14 protein-coding genes are annotated in these 20,171 nt (G+C 53.3%); 2 read left to right on the top strand and 12 right to left on the bottom strand.

Going from position 1 to position 20,171, the window contains the following annotated elements:
* Nucleotides 1–63: 63 nt before the first annotated feature.
* From ACO064_RS18860 to ACO064_RS18850, 3 genes are all read right to left on the bottom strand, one after another.
* On the bottom strand, nt 64–2,670 hold the full coding sequence (locus ACO064_RS18860; protein WP_421828783.1) for an ABC transporter permease: 2,607 nt from the start codon (nt 2,668–2,670) through the stop codon (nt 64–66).
* Between the two features lie 145 nt (nt 2,671–2,815).
* Nucleotides 2,816–5,506, bottom strand: a complete 2,691-nt coding sequence (locus ACO064_RS18855) for an ABC transporter permease (RefSeq protein WP_421828782.1) — start codon at nt 5,504–5,506, stop codon at nt 2,816–2,818.
* 118 nt (nt 5,507–5,624) lie between these two features.
* On the bottom strand, nt 5,625–5,960 hold the full coding sequence (locus tag ACO064_RS18850) for a PadR family transcriptional regulator (RefSeq protein WP_138994623.1): 336 nt from the start codon (nt 5,958–5,960) through the stop codon (nt 5,625–5,627).
* 330 nt (nt 5,961–6,290) lie between these two features.
* Here ACO064_RS18850 and ACO064_RS18845 point away from each other — a divergent pair, with 330 nt between their 5' ends.
* On the top strand, nt 6,291–7,721 hold the full coding sequence (locus ACO064_RS18845) for a glycoside hydrolase family 125 protein (RefSeq protein ID WP_421828781.1): 1,431 nt from the start codon (nt 6,291–6,293) through the stop codon (nt 7,719–7,721).
* 103 nt (nt 7,722–7,824) lie between these two features.
* On the opposite strand, the gene ACO064_RS18840 is transcribed toward ACO064_RS18845, so the two are convergent.
* The 9 genes from ACO064_RS18840 to ACO064_RS18800 all read right to left on the bottom strand — a co-directional run bounded on the left by ACO064_RS18840 (nt 7,825) and on the right by ACO064_RS18800 (nt 18,813).
* Nucleotides 7,825–10,389: a TonB-dependent receptor domain-containing protein gene (locus tag ACO064_RS18840; RefSeq protein ID WP_421828779.1), complete on the bottom strand. Its 2,565-nt coding sequence runs from the start codon at nt 10,387–10,389 to the stop codon at nt 7,825–7,827.
* Complete coding sequence (locus ACO064_RS18835) at nt 10,370–11,719, bottom strand: HTTM domain-containing protein (RefSeq protein ID WP_421828778.1); 1,350 nt, start codon at nt 11,717–11,719, stop codon at nt 10,370–10,372. The genes ACO064_RS18840 and ACO064_RS18835 overlap by 20 nt, the downstream gene beginning before the upstream one ends.
* Complete coding sequence (locus ACO064_RS18830) at nt 11,719–12,879, bottom strand: imelysin family protein (protein WP_421828777.1); 1,161 nt, start codon at nt 12,877–12,879, stop codon at nt 11,719–11,721. Before ACO064_RS18830 ends, ACO064_RS18835 begins: the two co-directional genes overlap by 1 nt.
* Nucleotides 12,880–12,985: 106 nt before the next feature.
* On the bottom strand, nt 12,986–14,167 hold the full coding sequence (locus tag ACO064_RS18825; RefSeq protein ID WP_421828776.1) for a DUF4856 domain-containing protein: 1,182 nt from the start codon (nt 14,165–14,167) through the stop codon (nt 12,986–12,988).
* 186 nt (nt 14,168–14,353) lie between these two features.
* Nucleotides 14,354–15,685, bottom strand: coding sequence for an outer membrane beta-barrel protein (locus tag ACO064_RS18820; protein ID WP_421828775.1), 1,332 nt, complete (start codon nt 15,683–15,685; stop codon nt 14,354–14,356).
* A complete protein-coding gene (locus ACO064_RS18815) occupies nt 15,666–16,241 on the bottom strand; it encodes an RNA polymerase sigma factor (protein ID WP_421828774.1) in 576 nt (191 codons plus the stop codon). The genes ACO064_RS18820 and ACO064_RS18815 overlap by 20 nt, the downstream gene beginning before the upstream one ends.
* A 70-nt stretch (nt 16,242–16,311) precedes the next feature.
* Nucleotides 16,312–16,842, bottom strand: a complete 531-nt coding sequence (locus ACO064_RS18810; RefSeq protein ID WP_421828773.1) for a hypothetical protein — start codon at nt 16,840–16,842, stop codon at nt 16,312–16,314.
* Between the two features lie 87 nt (nt 16,843–16,929).
* On the bottom strand, nt 16,930–17,601 hold the full coding sequence (locus tag ACO064_RS18805) for a hypothetical protein (RefSeq protein ID WP_421828772.1): 672 nt from the start codon (nt 17,599–17,601) through the stop codon (nt 16,930–16,932).
* A 147-nt stretch (nt 17,602–17,748) separates the two neighbouring features.
* Nucleotides 17,749–18,813, bottom strand: coding sequence for a sensor histidine kinase (locus ACO064_RS18800; RefSeq protein ID WP_421828771.1), 1,065 nt, complete (start codon nt 18,811–18,813; stop codon nt 17,749–17,751).
* 217 nt (nt 18,814–19,030) lie between these two features.
* On the opposite strand from ACO064_RS18800, the gene ACO064_RS18795 reads away from it, so the two are divergent.
* Nucleotides 19,031–20,167, top strand: a complete 1,137-nt coding sequence (locus tag ACO064_RS18795; RefSeq protein ID WP_421828770.1) for a redoxin family protein — start codon at nt 19,031–19,033, stop codon at nt 20,165–20,167.
* Nucleotides 20,168–20,171 lie beyond the last annotated feature (4 nt).

Genomic DNA, 20,171 nt, shown 5'->3' with positions numbered 1-20,171 from the left:
ACCACTTCGATATTCAGTGTTCGTTATTCGATATTCGCTTATTTCTCATCATTCCCTTCTTTTTTATTCCGAACGAAGTGACTTCACCGGATTCACCAAGGCGGCTTTGATGCTTTGAAAACTGACGGTCAACAGCGTGACAACCAACGCACCGACGCCCGAGGCCGCAAAAATCCACCAGGATAATTCGGTGCGGTATTCATAATTCTGGAGCCAGTCCGACAGCACGTAATACGCCACCGGAGCGCCCAAACAGAAAGCAATAACCAGCAACACCACAAACTCTTTCGAGAGCAGCCCCCAGATGGTCAGGACCGATGCGCCCAGCACTTTCCGGATGCCAATTTCTTTCGTGCGCTGCTCAGCCATGAACGAAGCCAGCCCGAACAGGCCCAGGCAACTGATCAAAACCGCCAAAACCGCAAAGACGCCCGCCAGTTTGCCAATCCGTTCTTCGTAACCAAACTTCAGGGCGTACGCTTCATCCACAAATTTGTAGTCGAACGGAGCCGCCGGGTTGTAGGTGCGGAACACTTCTTCCACTTTGGCAAGCGCTTCGCTGGTCGGGAGTTGTGGAGCCAGTTTGATGTTGATCACATTCACATCTTTGTAGTTCAATACGAAAAACGATGGATTGACCGGTTTGAACGGATCTTCCTTGACCATATCCCGAATGACGCCGATCACCTTGAATTCGCGGCCACTGCGCCGGACGATTTCACCAAGAGGTTGCTTTAAATTCATCAGTTTAACAGCCGCTTCGTTCAGAATCATAGCCGATGAATCGGTCGAAAAATCCCGCGAAAAATCCCGGCCCGCCTTCACTTTCCAGCCGACGGTTTTTCCGTAGTCGTGCGTGACAAAATTCGACATGACCAGTGGTGTAGTCCCTGCGGCTTTCCCTTTCCAGGAAAAATCCGTTGTTCCGCCGTATTGAACCGTGACGGACCCAAACGACTCGGACATTTCCTCGACGGCTCCCGTCTTTTGCAAATCGTCGCGCAGCGTTCTGTAATGGCCGTATAAGTCGGGTGTGTTCATGCTGACCTCAATCAGCCCGTTGCGGTTGTAGCCCACCGAACGGTTTTTGGCGTGTTCGATCTGGCGAAACACGATGATCGTGCCAATCATCAGCGTGACGGAAACCGTAAACTGAAACGCCACCAGCACTTTGCGGGGAATCGTGGCAAACCGGTCGGCCCGGAACGCGCCCTTCAACACTTTAACGGGCTGAAAAGACGATAAATAGAGGGCAGGATAACTGCCGGCAATCAACCCGGTGAACACGCTAAAGCCGAGTCCGGCGAGCCAGAACCAGGGATTTGCCCACAAAATGGTCATCTTTTTCTCAGATACCTGATTGAAAAACGGTAAGGCCAGTTGAACGAACACAAACGCCAGCCCAAACGCCAGCAGCGCCATCAGGAGGGATTCGCTGAAAAACTGATAAATCAATTGGCTCCGAACCGACCCAATCGCCTTCCGAATGCCGACTTCTTTGGCGCGTTTTTCGCTTCGGGCCGTGGAAAGGTTCATGAAATTGATGCAGGCCAGCAACAACACAATGATGCCGATTGCGCCGAACAACCAGACATACACAATGATGCCCCCCGTATTGACGCCATTTTTAAAATCCCGGTACAAATGCCATTTGCTCATCGGATGCAGGAAAAATTCGGGTTTATAGCCCGGCGGATTATCCCTTTTCACGCGAATGTCCTTGATTTTGGCCGAAACCGCATCGAAATCCGCTCCCGGTTTGAGCTGGGCATAAATCTGATACGAATTGGAATCCCACTCGTTCAGGTCCCGTTTGGCTCCCTCGTCGAGGGCGACAAACAACTTCCAGGGTGCCAGAAAAAGGACGTCTTTGAACGCACTGTTACTCGGAAAATCGTCGTAAACGCCGACTACTTTGGCCGACTGCTTATTATCCAGCTTAACCAGTTTATTAATCGGATTGGCGGATCCAAAAATAGTTTCGGCGACAGATTGGGAAAGCAGAATCGCATTGACATCGTCAGCACCGAACCGGCTGCCAGCCAGCAGGTTCAGCGAGAAAATTCCGGTAAAATCCGGCTCGACATAACTGCCGGTTTTGGCAAACTTCTGATCGCCCGATGCCAGAATAACCTTCCGGAAAACCGATAGGCTGACCGACTCAAAATCGGGGTATTTACTGCGTAGTTCGCCCGCCAGCGGAATCGGCAGGACATCGTACGGAGCTTTTTCGGGTCCAAACGAAACAAACTGCCAGAGCATGGCAATGCGGTCATAGTTTTTGTGGTGTTTGTCATACGACAGCTCATCATACACCCAGAGCCCAATGAGCATCGCCACGGCCATACCCGACGCCAGTCCGAAAATGTTGATGAAAGAATACACCCGGTTTTTCACCAAATTTCTGAATGCGACTTTGAAATAGTTTTGAAGCATATCCGTATGGGTTGGTTGAGGATATTGAGATCGTTTTCGTTTGATAAAAGCCGGTCGCACATACGCCAGCACCTCCCGCCAATACCGCCGTCGGGCCTGCGTCTCGCCCAGCCGCTCCGCGCGCCGGTGAAACCGCTCGTGCAGGTCGCCCAGCACCTCCTCGCGCAGGTGCGGAGCAATGAGCCAGGTCAGAAGCCTGTCGGGCCAAGAGGGCGGTTTTGGGGTGGGTTTCATTTTGATGTTTTTAATATCGAATACTGAATAACGAATATTGAATACTGAATACTGAAGTAAAGACCGTGACGAACGCTGAAGGCTGCTGGCCCCACTTCGTTATTCGTTATTCAGCGTTCATTATTCGATATTAGCTTTTTTGTTTTCACTCACTTCGCAAACTTTTCACCGGATTCACCAAGGCGGCTTTGATGCTTTGAAAACTGACGGTTAGCAGCGTAATGGCCAGCGCGCCCAAACCCGATGCGGCAAAAATCCACCACGCGAGATCAAGCTTGTAGGCAAAACTTTGTAGCCATTGATTCATGGCATACCAGGCAACGGGCGAGGCAATCAAAATGGCAATCCAGACCAGTCGAAGAAAATCCCGGGAGAAGAGCAGAATGATCTGGCTTACCGAAGCACCCAACACTTTCCGAATCCCGATTTCTTTGGTTCGCTGTTCGGTAGAAAACATGACCAGACCCAGCAAACCGAGACAGGAAATCACAATCGCCAAAACCGCGAATACATTGGAAAGCTTCGCCATCACCTCTTCGCTGCGGTACAGTTTTTCGTATTCCTGATCGATGAATTGGTACGCAAAGGGGTAGTTCGGATTCAGTTCTTTATACATTTTTCCCAAACTGGCCAGTGCTTCTTTGGTCTTGCCGGCTTCGGTACGCACCAGGATCACCCCGAAATACTCGTATTCCTTCACATCCATCACCAGCGGTTTGATGGGCTCGTGCAGCGAGTGCGTGTGATAGTCTTTGAGAATACCAATGATATGCCCTTTTTTTTGCCAGGCGGAGATCCACTTTCCAATCGGATCTTTCAGACCCATCTGCTTCACCGCTTCTTCGTTCACCAGGAAGGCATCGGTCGAATCAGTCGCGTTGGCTCGGGAGAAATCGCGACCTTGGGCCACTTTCAGATTCATAAGCTTCACAAAATCGAAGCCCACGGACGTGGGTTTGAAGCCCACGGAAACATTCTTTTCCTTGCCTTCCCAATTGATCGCATCCTGGCTGGTGTTGGCCGCGCCATCGTTGGCATCCACCACAAATCCCATGACGTGCGGAGCTTCGCTGCTGCGGTCGACCAGCGCAATCCCCGGCATTCTGGAGACCTGTTCTTTGAATAATAAATAGTTGCGCTGCGTCATCAGTTCACCTTCAATCCGGACGTACAGCAGGTTTTCGCGATCATACCCCAGGTGCGTCTTCTGTACGTAGCGGGTCTGCCGGGAAACAACGATGGTGGCCACCAGGAGAATAATGGCCAGTCCGAACTGAAAAACCGTCAGTCCCTGCCGAAACCAGATGGCGCTTTGCGTAAACCGCAGAACCCCTTTCAGAATGCGAACCGGTTGTAGCGAAGACAGAAAGAGCGCCGGATAACTCCCCGCGATCAAACCGGTGAAAACCGTCAGGCCAGTCAGCGAAACCCAGAAAGAACCTTGGGTGAGGGGCGAGGCAATCTGTTTGCCCGTGAACGCATTAAAGATGGGCATGAAAAGCGTTACCAGCAACAAAGTAACCAGCATGGCCAGAAACGCGAGCAGCAATGCTTCGCCAAAAAATTGTCCGATCAGGTGGCCGCGTGTTGAGCCTAACACTTTCCGAACGCCCACTTCTTTGGCCCGTTTGACGGAGCGGGCCGTGGCCAGATTCATGAAATTGATACAGGCAATGAGTAAGATAAACAGGGCGACACCACTAAAAATCCGCACGTATTCGATGCGTCCGCCATCGGGTTTTCCATTCACAAAATTGCCGTGCAGGTAGTGTTCACCAAACGGCTGAAGCCCAATTTGGGTTTTAACGCCGGTATTCCTGGCCAGCCGGGGTTGCAAAAACCGGTTCATTTTCGTCTCGACGGTTTTGGGGTCCGCCGTTTCGGCCAGTTGCACATACGTCCGAAAGTCGTTGGAAGCCCATTCCAGCTTCCTTTTTTGGGCTTCCCAGGTAAGCAGAAAATCGAATTTCAGCGAGCTTTGCACCGGCAGATTTTCAAAAACCGCCGTTACCCTGAAATCCAGTTTGTTCTCATACCGCAGACTTTTACCCAGCGCATTTTGGGGACTGCCAAAGAACAGCTCGGCCATTTTCCGGGAAATGGCAATCCCGCCAATGTCCTTCAGGGCCGTTTCGGCATGACCCGCCAGCAGCGGATAGCTAAAGATTTTAAAAAAATCCTGGCTCGCGCGGGAGCCCTCCAGCTTGAATTTCTTTTCACCCGTCTGAAACGTTTCGGGATGCCCCCACGGCAGTTCATAGCCCGTGGCATAAAAGACGGTGTTTTGCACTTCAGGAACCGCGGATTTCACATCTTCCAGTAAAAAAACCGCGCGCTGGTTCACCACCCGCATGGGCGTTCCGTATTTTCCATCCACCTTCCCAGGGCTTGAAAAGGTCTGATAGGCCGTATACAGGTTTTTGCCGTTCGCATGAAAATTATCGACGCTCTCTTCATCCTGCACCCAAAGAAAAATAAACAGGCAGCAGATCATGCCCAGCGCCAGGCCGATCACGTTAATAGCGGAAAAAACCGTACTCTTGACCAAATTCCGAAGGGCGATTTTTAAATAGTTGCGCAGCATACCAGGGTTCAGGAAAAAAGGAGTTGAATAGTCAGAAGGTTGTCGTTTGATCATCGAAAGTCGCAGATACGCCAGCACCTCCCGCCAATACCGCCGTCGGGCCTGCGTCTCGCCCAGCCGCTCCGCGCGCCGGTGAAACCGCTCGTGCAGGTCGCCCAGCACCTCCTCACGCAGATGCGGAGCGATGAGCCAGCTGAGGAGCCGATCCGGCCAGGAAGGCGCGGTCGGGCGGGGCGGTTTTGGGGTTTTCATTTTAAAGTTTTTAATAGCGAATAATGAATAGCGAACACCGAATAGCGAAGTGATCCGGTGCTAACTTTTCGTTATTCAATATTCATTATTCGATGTTCGATATTCATTGCTCATTATCCTAGCTCCACTCCAGCAGCGTTGGCGGCACAATCCGATCCCAGAGCCGGTTTCGGACCGAACGCACTTCCGTTAGCACCCGGCCGCCCAGCGCTGAGACGGTGAACAACCGCTTCCGGCGTCCCCCGCGCTCCGCCGTTGCTTCGCCCAGCACCGAGGTCACGTAGCCTTTCTGCTCCAGCCGTTGCAGAGCCGCATGAACCGCCCCGGTGCTGACGGTCTGGCCGGTTTCCCGTTCGAGTTCCTCCGCGATCATCACCGAATACGCTTTCGGTACCAGCACGGCCACCGCCAGTAAAACCACCTCTTCAAATTCGCCTAAATCACTGCGTCGCATGAGCCAAAAACCAGTTGGGTTAAGAGTCTGATCGATTTCTTCTATTTCCGTATATCAAATCTTTTGCCAAATCGAAAAAGGCGCATTTCCCGCAAATAGACGTATGTTTTTAAAACCGGAAACAAATCGTTCTGTCCGTTTTTGGACAATGTCTGTACGCATCTGGACAGTTTGAGGGTGGCTGGAAAAAGGAACCTGAGAAGCAATTTATTTCCTACTTTTGGTGATGGGAACGCGGATTTGACAGATTAAACGGATCAAAACAGATTAAATCCGTTTCAATCCGTTTCAACCCGTTTAATCCGCGTTCCCATCACAAGCCAACTGAGTATGAATCGTCGTCATTTTATCCAACAATCCGCCGGAGCCAGCGCCGGTATCCTGCTGGGCGTTCAGCAGGTTTTTGCAACCAGCGAACCCGCTTTCCCGGTGGTTCGGGTGGCCGCCGACCAACGAAACTTCACCAGTGCCGCCGTCGAACGGGCCATTGAACGCGTGAAGAAAACCGTCAAAGATCCCGAACTGGCCTGGCTTTTTGAAAATTGCTTTCCCAACACGCTCGATACCACCGTTCAGTTCAGTGAGGCTGGCGGCAAACCCGATACGTTCGTCATCACGGGCGACATCGACGCCATGTGGCTGCGCGACAGCACCGCCCAGGTATGGCCCTATTTGCCGTTAACGAAAGAAGATGAACCGCTGCGGAAGCTGGTTGCGGGCGTCATCCGGCGGCAAACGCAGTGTATCAAACTCGATCCCTACGCCAACGCGTTTTATTCCGACCCGAAAAAAGAAGGCGAATGGAAGAAGGACATTACGGCCATGAAACCGGGTTTGCACGAGCGGAAGTGGGAACTCGATTCGCTTTGCTACGCGATCCGGCTGGCGTATCACTACTGGCAAACCACCAACGATACCAGCCCCTTCGATGCCGACTGGGCCGACGCCATGCGGCTGGTTGTGAAAACCTGCCGCGAACAGCAGCGCAAAACCGGGCCGGGTCCCTATAAATTTGGTCGCGAAACGTCGTGGTCGACGGACACCGTTCCGGGCAACGGCTACGGCAATCCGACGCGCCCCGTTGGGCTAATCCACAGCATTTTCCGCCCTTCCGACGACGCCACGGTTTTCCCGTTTCTGGTGCCGTCCAACTGGTTTGCGGTCGTATCGCTCCGGCAGGTGGCCACGATGATTGATAAAATCAAACCCGATGCAGCTTTTGCGAACGAATGCCGGGCGCTGGCCGACGAAGTGGAAAAAGCACTGAAGCAGTACGCGGTGTATACGCATCCGAAATACGGCAAACTGTACGCCCTGGAAGTCGATGGATTTGGCAATCATTTGTTGCAGGACGACGCCAATGTGCCGAATCTGATCTCATTGCCCTATCTGGGAGCGGTTTCGGCCAGCGATCCCATCTATAAAAACACCCGCCGGTTTTCGCTCAGTGCTGACAATCCGTATTATTTCCGGGGAAAAGCCGCCGAAGGCATCGGCAGTCCGCACACGCTGGTGAACAATATCTGGCCCATGAGCCTCACGATGCGGGCACTTACCTCTACCAACGATCAGGAAATTCTGGCTCAACTCCGCCAGTTGAAAAAGACCCACGCCAACACCGGTTTCATGCACGAATCCTTCGACAAAGACGATCCGGCGAAATTCACCCGCAAATGGTTTGCCTGGTCGAATACGCTGTTCGGGGAGTTGATTTTGAAAGTGGTGAACGAGCGGCCGCAACTGTTGAGCAAACCGCTGTAGCCCTGTCAGCGGTCGAAGACCCTGACAGCGGCCTTCTCTTTTTCACTCGCGTGTCAAAAAAATTTACTTAACCGCTGACAGGGTCTTCGACCGCTGTCAGGGTTTACCATTTTACGCCAACAGTCAGGAAGAACGCCCGCCCGTCGGAGGGCAGAATGCCGGGGCCGGGGTAACCCGTTGCCCGTCGGGTGTAATAATATTCATTCGTCAGGTTGTTGACGCTGCCTTCCAGTTTGAGCCACCGGTAATTCCACGACAGCGAAAAATCTATGATGTGATAGGCCGGTATGCGTCCGACCACCCCCGAAAAGCCGCCATCGACGGCGTTCGTCGCGTCGGAAAACTGGTCGGTCAGGTACGTAAACTGGAACGACGCTTTGAGGTTGCGATAACCCCACCGCATGCCCGATTTGAGGTTGACGGCGGGAACAAATTCGACCTCATTGCCCTCCACCCCCGGAATCTGGCTGTTCACATACCGCGAACGAATCAGGGCCAGATTGCCGAAAACCGACCAGCTCCAGCGATCCGGTTTGGTTTTTAACAGCCGCAGCAGTTCCACTTCGCCGTACGACTCCAGCCCCACAATCAACGCCCGGCCGATGTTGGTGCGTTTACGCAGCACACGGTCGTTTTCGTCGTAAAACTGCACTTCGCCAATGCGGTTTCCGTAGTTGAGCGCAAACAGACTCAGGTCGTAATTCAGCACTTCGTTCTCCTCACCCCGCACACCCACGTCCGCCGAAAAACCGCGTTCGTCCTGCAAATTGGGGTCGATCACCGCCGACGGGTTCGCGATTCGCATGTCACTGAACGTAATCGAACGGTAATTCTGGGAGATATTCCCGTATGCTTCAAGCTGAGCCGACGGCTTGTAACTCAGGCCAATACCGGCAATCAGAAAACCACGCGGATTGATCCGTTTCTCCTGCGTTTTAGTAATGTCGATGATGTTACCAGCCAGGTCGCGGACGACGTTGCCGTAGAAACCGTCCGCTGTGGTGCGGATGTGTTCGTAGCGCAGACCGGGCGTTATGGATACTTTTGAATTGAGGAAAAGTACATTTTCGGCAAAAAGCGAGACGTTGCGGTTTGGGAAACGGTAGTCGGACGACGTGAGTTGATCGGGTTCGATGAATGTAAAATCTGCGTTTTTGCCCGTTGGGCCAACGCCCTGGCGGCTGTGGTTGAAACCGTGGTAAAACCGGGTTCCGACCAGAAAAACGCCGTCTTTCCGGCCCAGTTTATACCGGTTCAGAAACCGTCCTTCAAAACCCCAGTTGCGGAAATCCCCCGCGATCAGATCCCGTTCAAAGCTCTCGTTGTCGACGGTTGCCACGCGGTTGGGTCGAAAACCCAGCGAATACCGGGAAGCTACCACGCCAAACGCAATCAGGTTGATGTCCGACCGGCGGTTTACTTTCCAGTCGTAATGCACATTGAACAGGTTCCAGTCCACCTTAAACCAGTTTCGTTCCCGGTTCGATTGCCGGGGATTAGCCTTGAACATATCGTCGCTCAACCCGCCCGGCTGTTGGGCCAGGTAGTCCATGTGCGTCACTTCCAGGCCGATTTTGGCTTCTTCGGTCAACTGGTAATGCAGATCGGCATAGAGGGTTTTGCTGTCGAAATGCGAATTGGGCCGCCAGCCGTCCGCCCGTTTATACTGGAAAAAGGCGTAATAACTCAGCTTTTTAGCCGTGCCGCTCACGCTGTTGAACGAATTGAAAAAACCGAACGACCCCACGGTTTGCCGCGACGTCACTTCAATGGTTCGGTCGGTGACGGGCTGGCGCATCTCGAAATTGAGCAAGCCGCCAAACTGCGTTCCGTATTGCAACGATGCCGCCCCGCGCACGATTTTGATGCGTTTCAGAGCCTCCGTTGGGGGGGTGTAATAGCTTTCGGGATAGCCCAGGGCGTCGGCGCTGATGTCGTAGCCGTTTTGCCGGACGTTGAAGTTCGACGTCCGGTTGGGGTCAAGGCCCCGGCCGCCGATGCTCAGTTGCAAACCGCCCCCGTCGTTTTCCCAGATATTGAGACCAGCGACGCGCGCATACACCTGCCGGGCGTTGTTGGTGGCCAGATTGGCGACCAGATTTTCGGGCAAAATCACTTCCGATTTTTTGGCGGCAAAAATGGCCGTGCCTTCCACTTCACGCAGCCGGGTCATGCCGAAACTGCCCTGCTGGGCCGTAACGGTCACTTCCCGGAGCATTTTTTCGGAACTTTCCAGCGAAACGTCAAGCGTCGTGTCCGCACGAACCGTCAGTTCAGTTTTAAACGGTTTGTGATTCAGCGAGAAAAACTGAAGCTGGTAGGTGCCGGTTTTCAAGTTGGGAATGGTGAACTCCCCCAGACTGTCAGTGCTAAAAATGTTCCGGGAGCCTTTCAGATACACGCTGGCCCCATCGACCGACACGCGGGTCGTTGTCTCCCGAACCAGCCCCCGCAAGGTGTGCTGGGCAAAACTGGGAATTGCAATTAGAAAGAATAGGAAAAATAACCCTAAAGTCGTGCGCGACCCCGATTTTGCCCCTAAATCCCCTAAAGGGGACTTGGACGCGGCAACATCCGGATTCAGAAAGTCCCCTTTAGGGGATTTAGGGGCAAAGCTGGGGTCGCGCACGACTTTAGGGGCAATCGATCTATAAACCTTTAATTTCATCTCCAAAGGGTAAAATCCACTTTTTGGGCCGGAACGAGTCGGTTTCCTGCGCCAGGTTGACCGTCGGGTCGATGTACGGTTGGCCCAGCCGACCATTCAGACTGACGTAGGTGTCGGCAAAAACTTTCGGGTTTTGAAAACCCTGCCTGGCGTACTGGTCCCGCAAATACTGCGCAAACTGAACCAGCATATCCGGCTGCGTCGCCATCATTTTTTCCTGCAAAGGCGTCAGGTATTCGTGGTTGTTGACGACGGCCTGCCGCCCTGTTTCATCCACGACTTTAAATTGCACATGCCCCATTTTCTCCATCAGCATCACCCGCCACGAAAACCGGTAACCTTCTTCCGACCAGAATAACTCATTGGGATAGAGCGTATACCGAAACGGAACCAGGATTTGTAGGATAAAAAAAATGAGTAAAAAAGATAATAGCAGTCTGGACTGTTGCTGTGAATACGCCAGGGTTTTACCGTGTTTCAGAAATAAATCAGGCAAGCGCAGCAATCGACATAAAACCGCAATGATTTTCTGGTGAAAACCGGCGGAGAAAAAGATCAGAGCCGCCACAATCATGATGTACGGAAACATGCCGATCGGAAAAAGAATGACGGTCAGCACGTGAAAAACCACCACGGCAACATACGCAAACGGACGCGTAACGCGGTTGAGCAGCAAAAACGGAATGCTCAGGTCGTAGAGCGCGCCCAGCCAACTGAACGCATACGCCGTTTCGCGGTAGTTGAACAAAAAACCGATGATCGGTAAATCGTTGCGACCGGGCAACCAGATCCGGAGCGGCAATGCTTCCACCAGCCAGTCGGAATTTAGTTTGGCCAGTCCGGCGTAGAGATAGACAATGCCCATCAGCAGCCGCAAACTGTCGATCGTCCAGCGGGGAACCAGGTCATAAAACCGGCGGGGGTTTCGGTAGGCATCCACCGAAAAATAGGCATTGGCGGGCAGGAAAATGAGCAGAAACGCCACCAGACTCACGAAATAATAGTGGTTCAGGTAGGTGCTTTTGTCCATCAGTTCGATGTACGTAAAGCTCAGGAAAAGCAGGACGGAAGCCATTCGGTAGAACCAGCCGACGGCCACCAGCAGCGCACTGAGACCGCATACGGCAAACAGCAGGTAGGTGTATTCGCCGAGCGGTTTGACAAACTCAAAACCGTAATACGGAAAGAAAAAAGCCGGTTTGATGTAAAGTTCTTCGATCCAGCCTTTCGACCAGAAACGAACGACACTGCCCAGGATCATCACACCAAAGGCGATTCGAAAAACGGCCAAAGGAGCCGCTGAAGTGTATGTCCGAACATACCGGCCCATCAGTCGCCGTCCGTGTCCACGTAGGTAATCGTGATGCTCATGGCCGACGTCATATCCACTTTCAGCATCCGCACCGCTTTCTGCATTTCGGTGTAAACCGCCACCACCGCAGCGTTGTTGGTCTTGATTTCGTCGTGCAGGTTTGGTTTCAGCGCATTCAGTTTCGCGTTAGTCGATTCAAACTGTGCGTTGATCACCTCCACCAGCGACTTGCCGGTCTGGCTGTCTTTGGCGCCGAGGGCGTTGAGGTAACTTTTAAAACCGGGTCCCTCCTGCCCCGTTTTCACGTCTTTCCCGTTGAAAAAATCAATGGCGGCCTGGTGGGCGGTTTTGGCCAGAACCAGCGACAGGTCTTTTTTGTAGAACGCTTCCACTTTTTCGGGAGCCGCCACGCCGTTGGCCATCACGCCCGTCGGAATCCCGAATTTTCCCGAACGAAGATACCGCTCATAATGAAGCACATAGCCGTTGACCAGTTTCGAGGTCGAGCAACCCGCGTCGATGCCGGTGCAGTTCACAAACTTGTCCCGGTAGCCACCGGTCGTCCACTCGGTCAGAACGGCGGTAAAAACCGCGTTCATCTGGGTCGTGATTCGTTTCAGGTAAGCAATTCGTTTGGCGGCATCCGCAGCCGTCTTATACCGCAGCAGGATGGCATCGTCGGTAGCGGCAAGGCCATTGATGAGGTAATCCAAAGCCGGAAAACCCTGTTTGGGATACGCGGCTGGCAAGTCCATCACCGCCGAACCCGAGACGATATTCTCCTCAATACCGGTCACGTTGGCCGGGTAGATGTTAAAAAAATACCGGAGTGTCTGCGATTCCGCCGGGCCGACATCGAACAGTTCGACTTTTTGCCACTCGGTATAGGCATCGACCCAGGCCTGCCGGAATTCTGTCAGCGTGGTTGGGTCGGGTTTGGCCGCAAAGGCTTCCGACTTCGTCCGCATCAGGTCGAATTTGGTCTTGAAATTGGCATAGCTGGGCAGAATGATGTTGTCCGCCAGGTGCGTCAGCATCGCCTTGCGGTCGGTGCCCACGGGATTCGTAGGATTTGGATCGGGGTCCGGATCGGGCGTATCCTTGCTGGTTGAACAAGCCCAGACCAACCCCAGAAAAGCAAACAAAAAACCGACGGTTTTCCAACTGAAATGTGCCATACTTAAAAATGGTTTACGGTTTACGGTTTTCAGTTTACGGTAGCTGACGCGTATGAAGCGTGCGTCAGCTACCGTAAACTGAAAACCGTAAACCGTAAACGCTAAATTAATTCGTGATCTTGAACTTCGTCCGGATGGCCGCAGCGGCTGCATCGATTTTGGTGTTGGTCAGCCCCCAGAAACCGTTCGGAGCACCGATCAGGCCCGCCAGGATGGTATCCGAGAAAGCTGCATCGGCTCCGTTTATTTTGGCGTAACGCAGTGAGTAAATAAATCCCAGCCCTTCGCCGATGGCGTGGGCGCGGGCTGCATCATTCGTTGCGTTTGTTTTCCATTTTCCCAGATAGCCCAAAGCCGCACCAGCCAGGGCTTTTTCCAGGGCCGGGCGCAGAATAGCGACCTGCGCTTTCAGGGTCGTCGGGTCGTTGTTGACAATGGCCGCCCGCCCTTTCAGCAAGGCCGTATGGATTTTGGGGAAGTCTTCTTTGTTGTACTCCCAGAGGTACGAACCGATGAAACTTTCGCCGGACGACGTAGCCGTAGCCTTGCTGCCGTAGACCGGGTTGGCCGTCAGCAAGCCGAAAATCTGATCCCAGTTGTGCTCCAGTTCGGTGTATTTTTTACCGGTTACCACTTTGGAATTGTCCAGTGCCAGGTTCTTGTCGCTCAACAGCACGTTGCTGATGTAATCGACCTGCAAACCGCCAATCATTGATTTCTGGATGATCTGAGCCCATTCGATGCCTTTTGCATCCACCAGATAGGAACTGGTTCCCGTTACGAGCTTACCCGCTTTGCCTTCCGATGCGGTGGCCGTTACGGATTTGCTGGCGGTGGCAATCGGTCCGAAAGCCGCTTCCAGGGTTTTACGTTCTTTTTCGGCATCAGCCGCTGGCAGTGACGAAGCAAAGATCGACCGCAGATTGACGCCCGACGTATTCAAAGCCGCATCGGTAAAGGGGTTACCGGTGTTGGAAAACATGTTTTTCAGTACGGTCGAATCCAGCGTAGCACCGGTTCCTACTGCCGTACCGTTGTAGGTATTGATGGCGCGGAACATCAAAAGCTGGGTACTGCCCGGTGTCAGATCGACGGTTTTGGCACCGCTGTTGTCCGCAAAGAAGTTGGCGTAGGCCGTGGTGTCCGTCAATTTGGAATAGTCGATAGCGGACCGCAGGTTATCGGGTGGTGTGATGCCATTGTCATCGTCGTCTTTGTTACAGGCGACCAGACTGGCGCTTACCAATACAATAGGAATGTATCGGGATAATAGATTTACGTTGAACATGATGGATTCGATAAAAAGGTAATTCTACCGTAAATGTAAATACTATTTAGACTGGTTATAAGAATATTAGTAAGAATGTTTTTAAATAAGATTACAATTATCTGATAGTCAAATATTTGACAAAAAAACAGCGATCCCGATTCCGGCCAATAATGTCGCCAGAACCAGGATCGCACTCGATTAGAATCACCGAACCGACTGGAAGCCCAGCCGCAGACTGACGCCCCCTGAACCGAGCAGGAGATTTTCCCGCGTAAACGGCCCGATCGGGTATTTCAGATACGGCTCGGCGGATAAGCGGAACCGGGCACCGAGCCGACGTTCCACGCCAATGGACAGATTGAGGATTCGCCCCCAGTAAATTTTCCGGAAAGCCGGGGCCGCCTGGTTTATCGTTTCCTGCGCCGTTACGAATTGTGTCGTCATTTGTTCCTGCCCATTGGTTCCCATCACCACCACCGTCACCTCTTTTTGCTGCTGGTAGGTATACGCATAATGTTCGTTCAGAAAAGCCACGGACGACAGCCCCGCTTCAGCGTAGAAGCCCAAATCAGCCGATTTTTTGGACCGAAACCGGATATTCACCGGCAGATCGACCGCCGTGAGCCGAATGCGGGTCGAAACCAAGCGGGGAACCGTCGAAACAACGAACACTTCCGGCTCGGCGGTTCCGAGTTTTTGCTGCGCCATCGCCAACCCGGTCGACAGGCTGAACCTGCGGCTGATCGGGATTTCGGAAAAAAGCCCCCCACCCACCGCTGGCGACGCCGAACTTCCGGCGGCATACACCGACTGCGGTGCCAGACTGACGCCCCAAATGGGTTTCTGTCCTGCCCTGGCGGGATCAATTTTTACCACCGCCGGTTGGTCAGTCCATAGATTCAAAGGAAGTCCCAAAGGTCGAAGCGGGCGTTGGGCGATCTGTATGGATCGTAGCGTGATGAATTCAAACGAGCCGGTTTTTGTTGGCTGGTCATTTGTCCCTAAAGTTGTTCTTGACCCGGGTTTTGCCCCTAAATCCCCTAAAGGGGACTTGGACGCGGCAACATCCGGATTCAGAAAGTCCCCTTTAGGGGATTTAGGGGCAAAACCCGGGTCAAGAACAACTTTAGACGCAAAACCGGGACCACGCACGACTCTACGGGTAGAAAGCGAAAGCAACGGTTTTTCATCAACCTCAATGGTATCCTTTTTCCGGGTTAACTCCGCTCCTTCTACCCGGCGCTTCTCCACCAACGACGGAGCGGTTTTCTTTCCCGAAAAACCGGTTTTGGGTTGATTGACGGCCAACGGTTCCGAATCCGGACGACCGACATACAGCCAAACCGGCACGCCCAGAACCCCGAGCAACAAACAGGCCGCCATCGCATACCGGAACCAGACCAGCGGTTGCCGCTGCTGCCGTTTGCGCCGGAGCCGCTGAAATTCTTCCCACGAACCGGGCTCGTAGGCCGGTTCATACCGCCCCATCGTCTTGCGGATCTGATCGGTCAGCCGTTTATGGATAGAATCTTTCATTGTGATTCGGGAAATAATTTTTCACCAACCGGGCGAGTTTTTCTTTCGCCCGAACCAGGTAAACCCGCGACGAGCTGACCGACAGATTGAGTTGCCGGGCGATTTCGTCGTGCGAATACCCTTCGATTTCGTATAAGTTAAACACCATGCGGTAGTGGTCGGGAAGGTGTTGGAGCAGATTCAGAATGTCGTCCGCCGTGAGCTGGCTAATGACCGAATCTTCGAGGATGACGGCCTGGCTGTCGGCCTGTTCCGGGGCAACGGGGTGCGCGTGTCTGGCCAGTTTCCGGTAGTGATCGAGGGCAGTGTTGACTACGATCCGGCGCAGCCAGCCTTTGAACGTTTCGTCAAACGAATACCGGTCGATCCGGTCGAAGACTTTCATAAAACTATCGTTGACCACGCTGCCCGCTTCCTGCCGGGCCGGGTGATACCGCAACGCAATGGCCATTGTAAACCCGTAAAAATGCTTGTAGAACATTTCCTGGTGCTGCGGGCTGCCTTTCCGGCATCCTTCGATGAGTTGTCGTTCAAAGGGCGTACAATCTGGTGCCATATCACCGGCTGCGGGCGATAACAAAGAACGGTGAGCCCAACGGCCCACCGTTCCGGGTATGAGTGGTATTTTACCGGTTGGAATTGGAAACGGTGCCGTCCGGGTTCAGCGTGGTGTCCTGCACCTTCGACCCGTTGTAGACGACAAAGGTTGTATTAGAATGATCGCCTTCGCCAATTACTTTGGTGACGTCAATTTTGAGCGTGTGGACGAGGTCGGTCGGGCAGCCGGAAACTTCGCCGGTTTCATGAATCAGCGCCAGGTGGATCGTCGGCGGATAAATCATGATCTCGACCCCGTTCCAGACGGCCTTGAAGGATTCGGGGGAACAACCGCCTTTCACTTTCACCGTCAGGATGTTGCCGTCACGGGTGACATTCTCGATGGTAAACAGCGTTCCTTCGGCTTTGGTACGGGCGTTCATGGCCCGGTCGAATTCTTCGGGGCTTTTTTGCAAACTCGTCAGGTCTTTGTCCGACGGGGCGGGTTCGTTGGCCGAATCCTGGTTACAGGCACCAAGCGTTAACAAAACGGCCAGGCTCAACAGAGCGGACATTTTTCGAACCATCGGGAAGCTGGCTAAAATGGAATGGATTTTCATGGATATAAAACTGTTTAGTGGTTACTAAACCCATGACGTAGCGCGCGGAACGAACGCTACAACCCATCGCATTTTTTTCAGAAACCGTCAGTTCAACGCCGTTCCGATCACGCACGTCCGGTTATACGCTTCCACGATCTCGCCAAACCGGTTCCAGTCCCGGCGCGTGGCCGCCGGAAACTGGCGCACAAAGGCCGGACAATCGCCAAACAAAGCCTCGTGTTCGTCGTCGATGGTTCCTTTTTTTACGATTCGGGCGTTGGTCTGGTCTTTTACCACCACAAAGCTGAGGTCTCTCGGATTGGTGCCGATCGTGAAATTGCCGAAGGTGTATTCCGCATTTTTCTTCCAGCCGCTGGCGTCGAAATACAGCGTAATTTTGCCGGGATGGCTCAATCGTTCAAGGAGGGCGGTTTTTCCGTCTTTGCGCGGATTGGGCACCCGCTCAAAAACCACCTGCTCCCGTTCGCGGGGAATGGCCCCGGTGGCATAGGCAAATTTTGGAATGTTCTGGGCCACCAGGCGGAGTTTCTCGCCTTTGAAGGTTACTTTTTTGTCGTCGGCGGTGCGAACCACCACGCTGGCCGGGGCGTCATTCACCATCGCGCCCACCCGGACTTTCCCACGAATCGTATCGTTTTCGGTCGTTACGACATAGCCGTCGGTCCACGACGTGATGGCGCCCAGCGGAAGATATTGGGCCATCCCAACGGTGCTGCTCAACAGAGCCGCGAAGAAACTGATTTTTAAGGTGTTCATGGTTGTTGTTTACTTGGTTATTAAAAATTGTATTCGGTTTACGGTTTTCAGTTTACGGTGCGGTTCCTCGCCGGGACTAAAGCGCTGCAAAACCCGCCAGGAAGTATGCGTCAGCTACCGTAAACTGAAAACCGTAAACCGAATTTACTACCTCCGCAACAGCGGAACCCTCACCCGAAACTCCTCGCCGTCGTCTTTGATTTCCAGCGCGGGCAGGCCCAATCGGTGGAAACGGTCGGTGAGCGTCCCCAGTCCGATGGGAATGGCCGTTACGCGGAGCGGTTTGCGCTGAATCGGATTGGTGACCAGCAACTGACCGTCTTCCAGCGTCTCAATCGTCAGCCGCAACGGTTTTTCGGGCAAAATGACGTTATACCGAATGGCGTTTTCGACCAGCGTCTGGAGCGTCAGCGGGGGCAGCATATCGTCCAGAAACCGGTCTTCCACCCGAATGTCGTACGAAATGGCCGGGCCAAACCGCGTCTCAATCAGAAACAGATACGACCGGATAAACGCCACCTCGCTGCGGAGCGAAGTCAGTTCGCGGTCGCCTTCCTGCAACAAATACCGGTAGACGCTCGCCAGTTCGTCCAGAAACGCCCCGGCCTGTTTTTTGTCTTCAGTAATCAGTGACGACAGTGAATTGAGCGAATTGAACAGAAAATGCGGGTTGACCTGGTTTTTCAGCGTGTCATACTGGCTCTGCAAGGTCGCTTTTTTGAGTGCTTCGGCTTCCGTGATCGCTTCCCGGTTTTTCTGGAGGTAGTACATACTCTCGTAAATCGCCCCCACCAGCAGGGCAAACAAAAGTGCCATGCCGATGTGAATGAGGTAAACACGCGGAAATTCGGCCGGTGTAACCATCCCCGTCAAATCCAGGTGGCTCACGACCCAGGTCTCGATGGGTTGCACAGGAATGATCAGCAGCGAATACCCCAGAAACGTCGTCAGAATGCGCTGCCGGAACTGCGTCCGGTCGGCATAGCGCACCCGCACCTTCATCACCCACCACCGCAGCAATTGCCAGGCGCAGGCGGTTGAAACCAGCCCCCAGAGAAAAGCCTGGGCAAACAGACGCCAATCGTAGCCGTACTCATTCATGTAAAAGAACACGAACGGCAAAACCGCCACCGGTGTGCCGATGATCTGCAGCCATTTGTCGTTGATGGGCTCGACCCGGTTGATGGGTTGGGTCATGGTCACTTTGTTCACAGAATCGGGTGGTTCTCGTTTCGTATGGGCCGGATGCGAAGGCGTTAAACCGTTCGCTAAAAGTAGTTTACCGAAAAGCTGTTTCAAAAGATAGTCGGTTGAATCCGCATTTTTAGCCCCCAAACCGTCAGATTCGGGTATGAATTTTTCCCGTACGATTTTATTTCATTATTTTCAGGTTAAAGTAGAGTATTCCTACACAACACGAACTATTCCTATGATTACCAATCCCTTCATCAAAAAACTGTACCGACTGGCCGGACTGATCGTGCTAATCGGCGCGCTGGCTTTTGGGCCGAAAGCGGATCACAAAACCCTGGAAATCGGCGCTTCGGCCCCGGATTTCTCGCTGCCCGGCGTCGACGGAAAACAGTATAGCCTGAAAAGCTTTGCGGGCTCACCCGCGCTGGTCATCGTATTTAGTTGCAACCACTGCCCCACCGCGCAGGCCTACGAAGACCGGCCGATTCAGTTGGTGAAGGATTATAAACCCAAAAAGGTAAATTTCGTCGTTATCTCGCCCAATAGCCCGGCCACCGTGAGCCTGGCCGAACTGGGCTACACCGATCTGAGCGACAGTTTTGCCGAAATGAAAATCCGGGCCAGGGAAAAAGGCTATAATTTTCCGTATCTCTACGACGGCGACACGCAAACTACCTCGGAGAAATACGGCCCGGTGGCGACACCCCACGTTTTCATTTTCGACCAGGACCGTAAACTGCAATATGCCGGGCGGTTCGATGCCAAAGAAAAACCGGGCTCGGCCAACGCCGAAGATACGCGGGCGGCACTGGATGCGGTTTTGGCGGGTCAGAAAGTGCCGATGGCCACCACCAAAACCTTCGGCTGCTCGGTCAAATGGATTGAAAAGAGCGATTACATCCAGAAACAGCAGGCCGAGTGGGCCAAGCGACCGGTTTCCCTGGCCGATGTGGACGTGGCCGGGCTGAAAAAACTGATCAAAAACGATTCCGACAAACTGCGGCTGATCAACGTCTGGGCGACTTGGTGCGGGCCGTGTGTGCAGGAATTTCCCGAGTTCATCACCATCGACCGGATGTACCGCGAGCGGGATTTCGAGTTGGTAACGGTTTCGGCCGACAAGCCCGACAAGAAAGCCAAAGCCCTCGAATTCCTGAAAAAGAAGGAAGCCTCCAACCAGAATTACCTCTTCAGTTCGGACGACAAATACGCGCTGATCGAAGCCATCGACCCCAACTGGCAGGGTGCCCTCCCCTACACGATTCTGGTAGAACCCGGCGGCAAAATCGTCTACAGCAAACAGGGGCCGATTGATCCGCTGGAAATGAAACGGAAGATTGTGGAAAACCGGCTGATCGGGCGGTATTATTGAAACG

It is taken from the genome of Larkinella sp. (genome assembly GCF_965227735.1).
In the GTDB taxonomy this organism is placed as follows: domain Bacteria; phylum Bacteroidota; class Bacteroidia; order Cytophagales; family Spirosomataceae; genus Larkinella.
This window is presented reverse-complemented; position numbering and strand designations above follow the sequence as displayed.

Bases quoted from the DNA above. Each gene is read 5' to 3' on its own strand.
- ACO064_RS18860 (WP_421828783.1), bottom strand. From the start codon at position 2,670: ATGAAACCCACCCCAAAACCGCCCTCTTGGCCCGACAGGCTTCTGACC.
- ACO064_RS18855 (WP_421828782.1), bottom strand. From the start codon at position 5,506: ATGAAAACCCCAAAACCGCCCCGCCCGACCGCGCCTTCCTGGCCGGAT.
- ACO064_RS18850 (WP_138994623.1), bottom strand. From the start codon at position 5,960: ATGCGACGCAGTGATTTAGGCGAATTTGAAGAGGTGGTTTTACTGGCG.
- ACO064_RS18845 (WP_421828781.1), top strand. From the start codon at position 6,291: ATGAATCGTCGTCATTTTATCCAACAATCCGCCGGAGCCAGCGCCGGT.
- ACO064_RS18840 (WP_421828779.1), bottom strand. From the start codon at position 10,389: ATGAAATTAAAGGTTTATAGATCGATTGCCCCTAAAGTCGTGCGCGAC.
- ACO064_RS18835 (WP_421828778.1), bottom strand. From the start codon at position 11,719: ATGGGCCGGTATGTTCGGACATACACTTCAGCGGCTCCTTTGGCCGTT.
- ACO064_RS18830 (WP_421828777.1), bottom strand. From the start codon at position 12,879: ATGGCACATTTCAGTTGGAAAACCGTCGGTTTTTTGTTTGCTTTTCTG.
- ACO064_RS18825 (WP_421828776.1), bottom strand. From the start codon at position 14,167: ATGTTCAACGTAAATCTATTATCCCGATACATTCCTATTGTATTGGTA.
- ACO064_RS18820 (WP_421828775.1), bottom strand. From the start codon at position 15,685: ATGAAAGATTCTATCCATAAACGGCTGACCGATCAGATCCGCAAGACG.
- ACO064_RS18815 (WP_421828774.1), bottom strand. From the start codon at position 16,241: ATGGCACCAGATTGTACGCCCTTTGAACGACAACTCATCGAAGGATGC.
- ACO064_RS18810 (WP_421828773.1), bottom strand. From the start codon at position 16,842: ATGAAAATCCATTCCATTTTAGCCAGCTTCCCGATGGTTCGAAAAATG.
- ACO064_RS18805 (WP_421828772.1), bottom strand. From the start codon at position 17,601: ATGAACACCTTAAAAATCAGTTTCTTCGCGGCTCTGTTGAGCAGCACC.
- ACO064_RS18795 (WP_421828770.1), top strand. From the start codon at position 19,031: ATGATTACCAATCCCTTCATCAAAAAACTGTACCGACTGGCCGGACTG.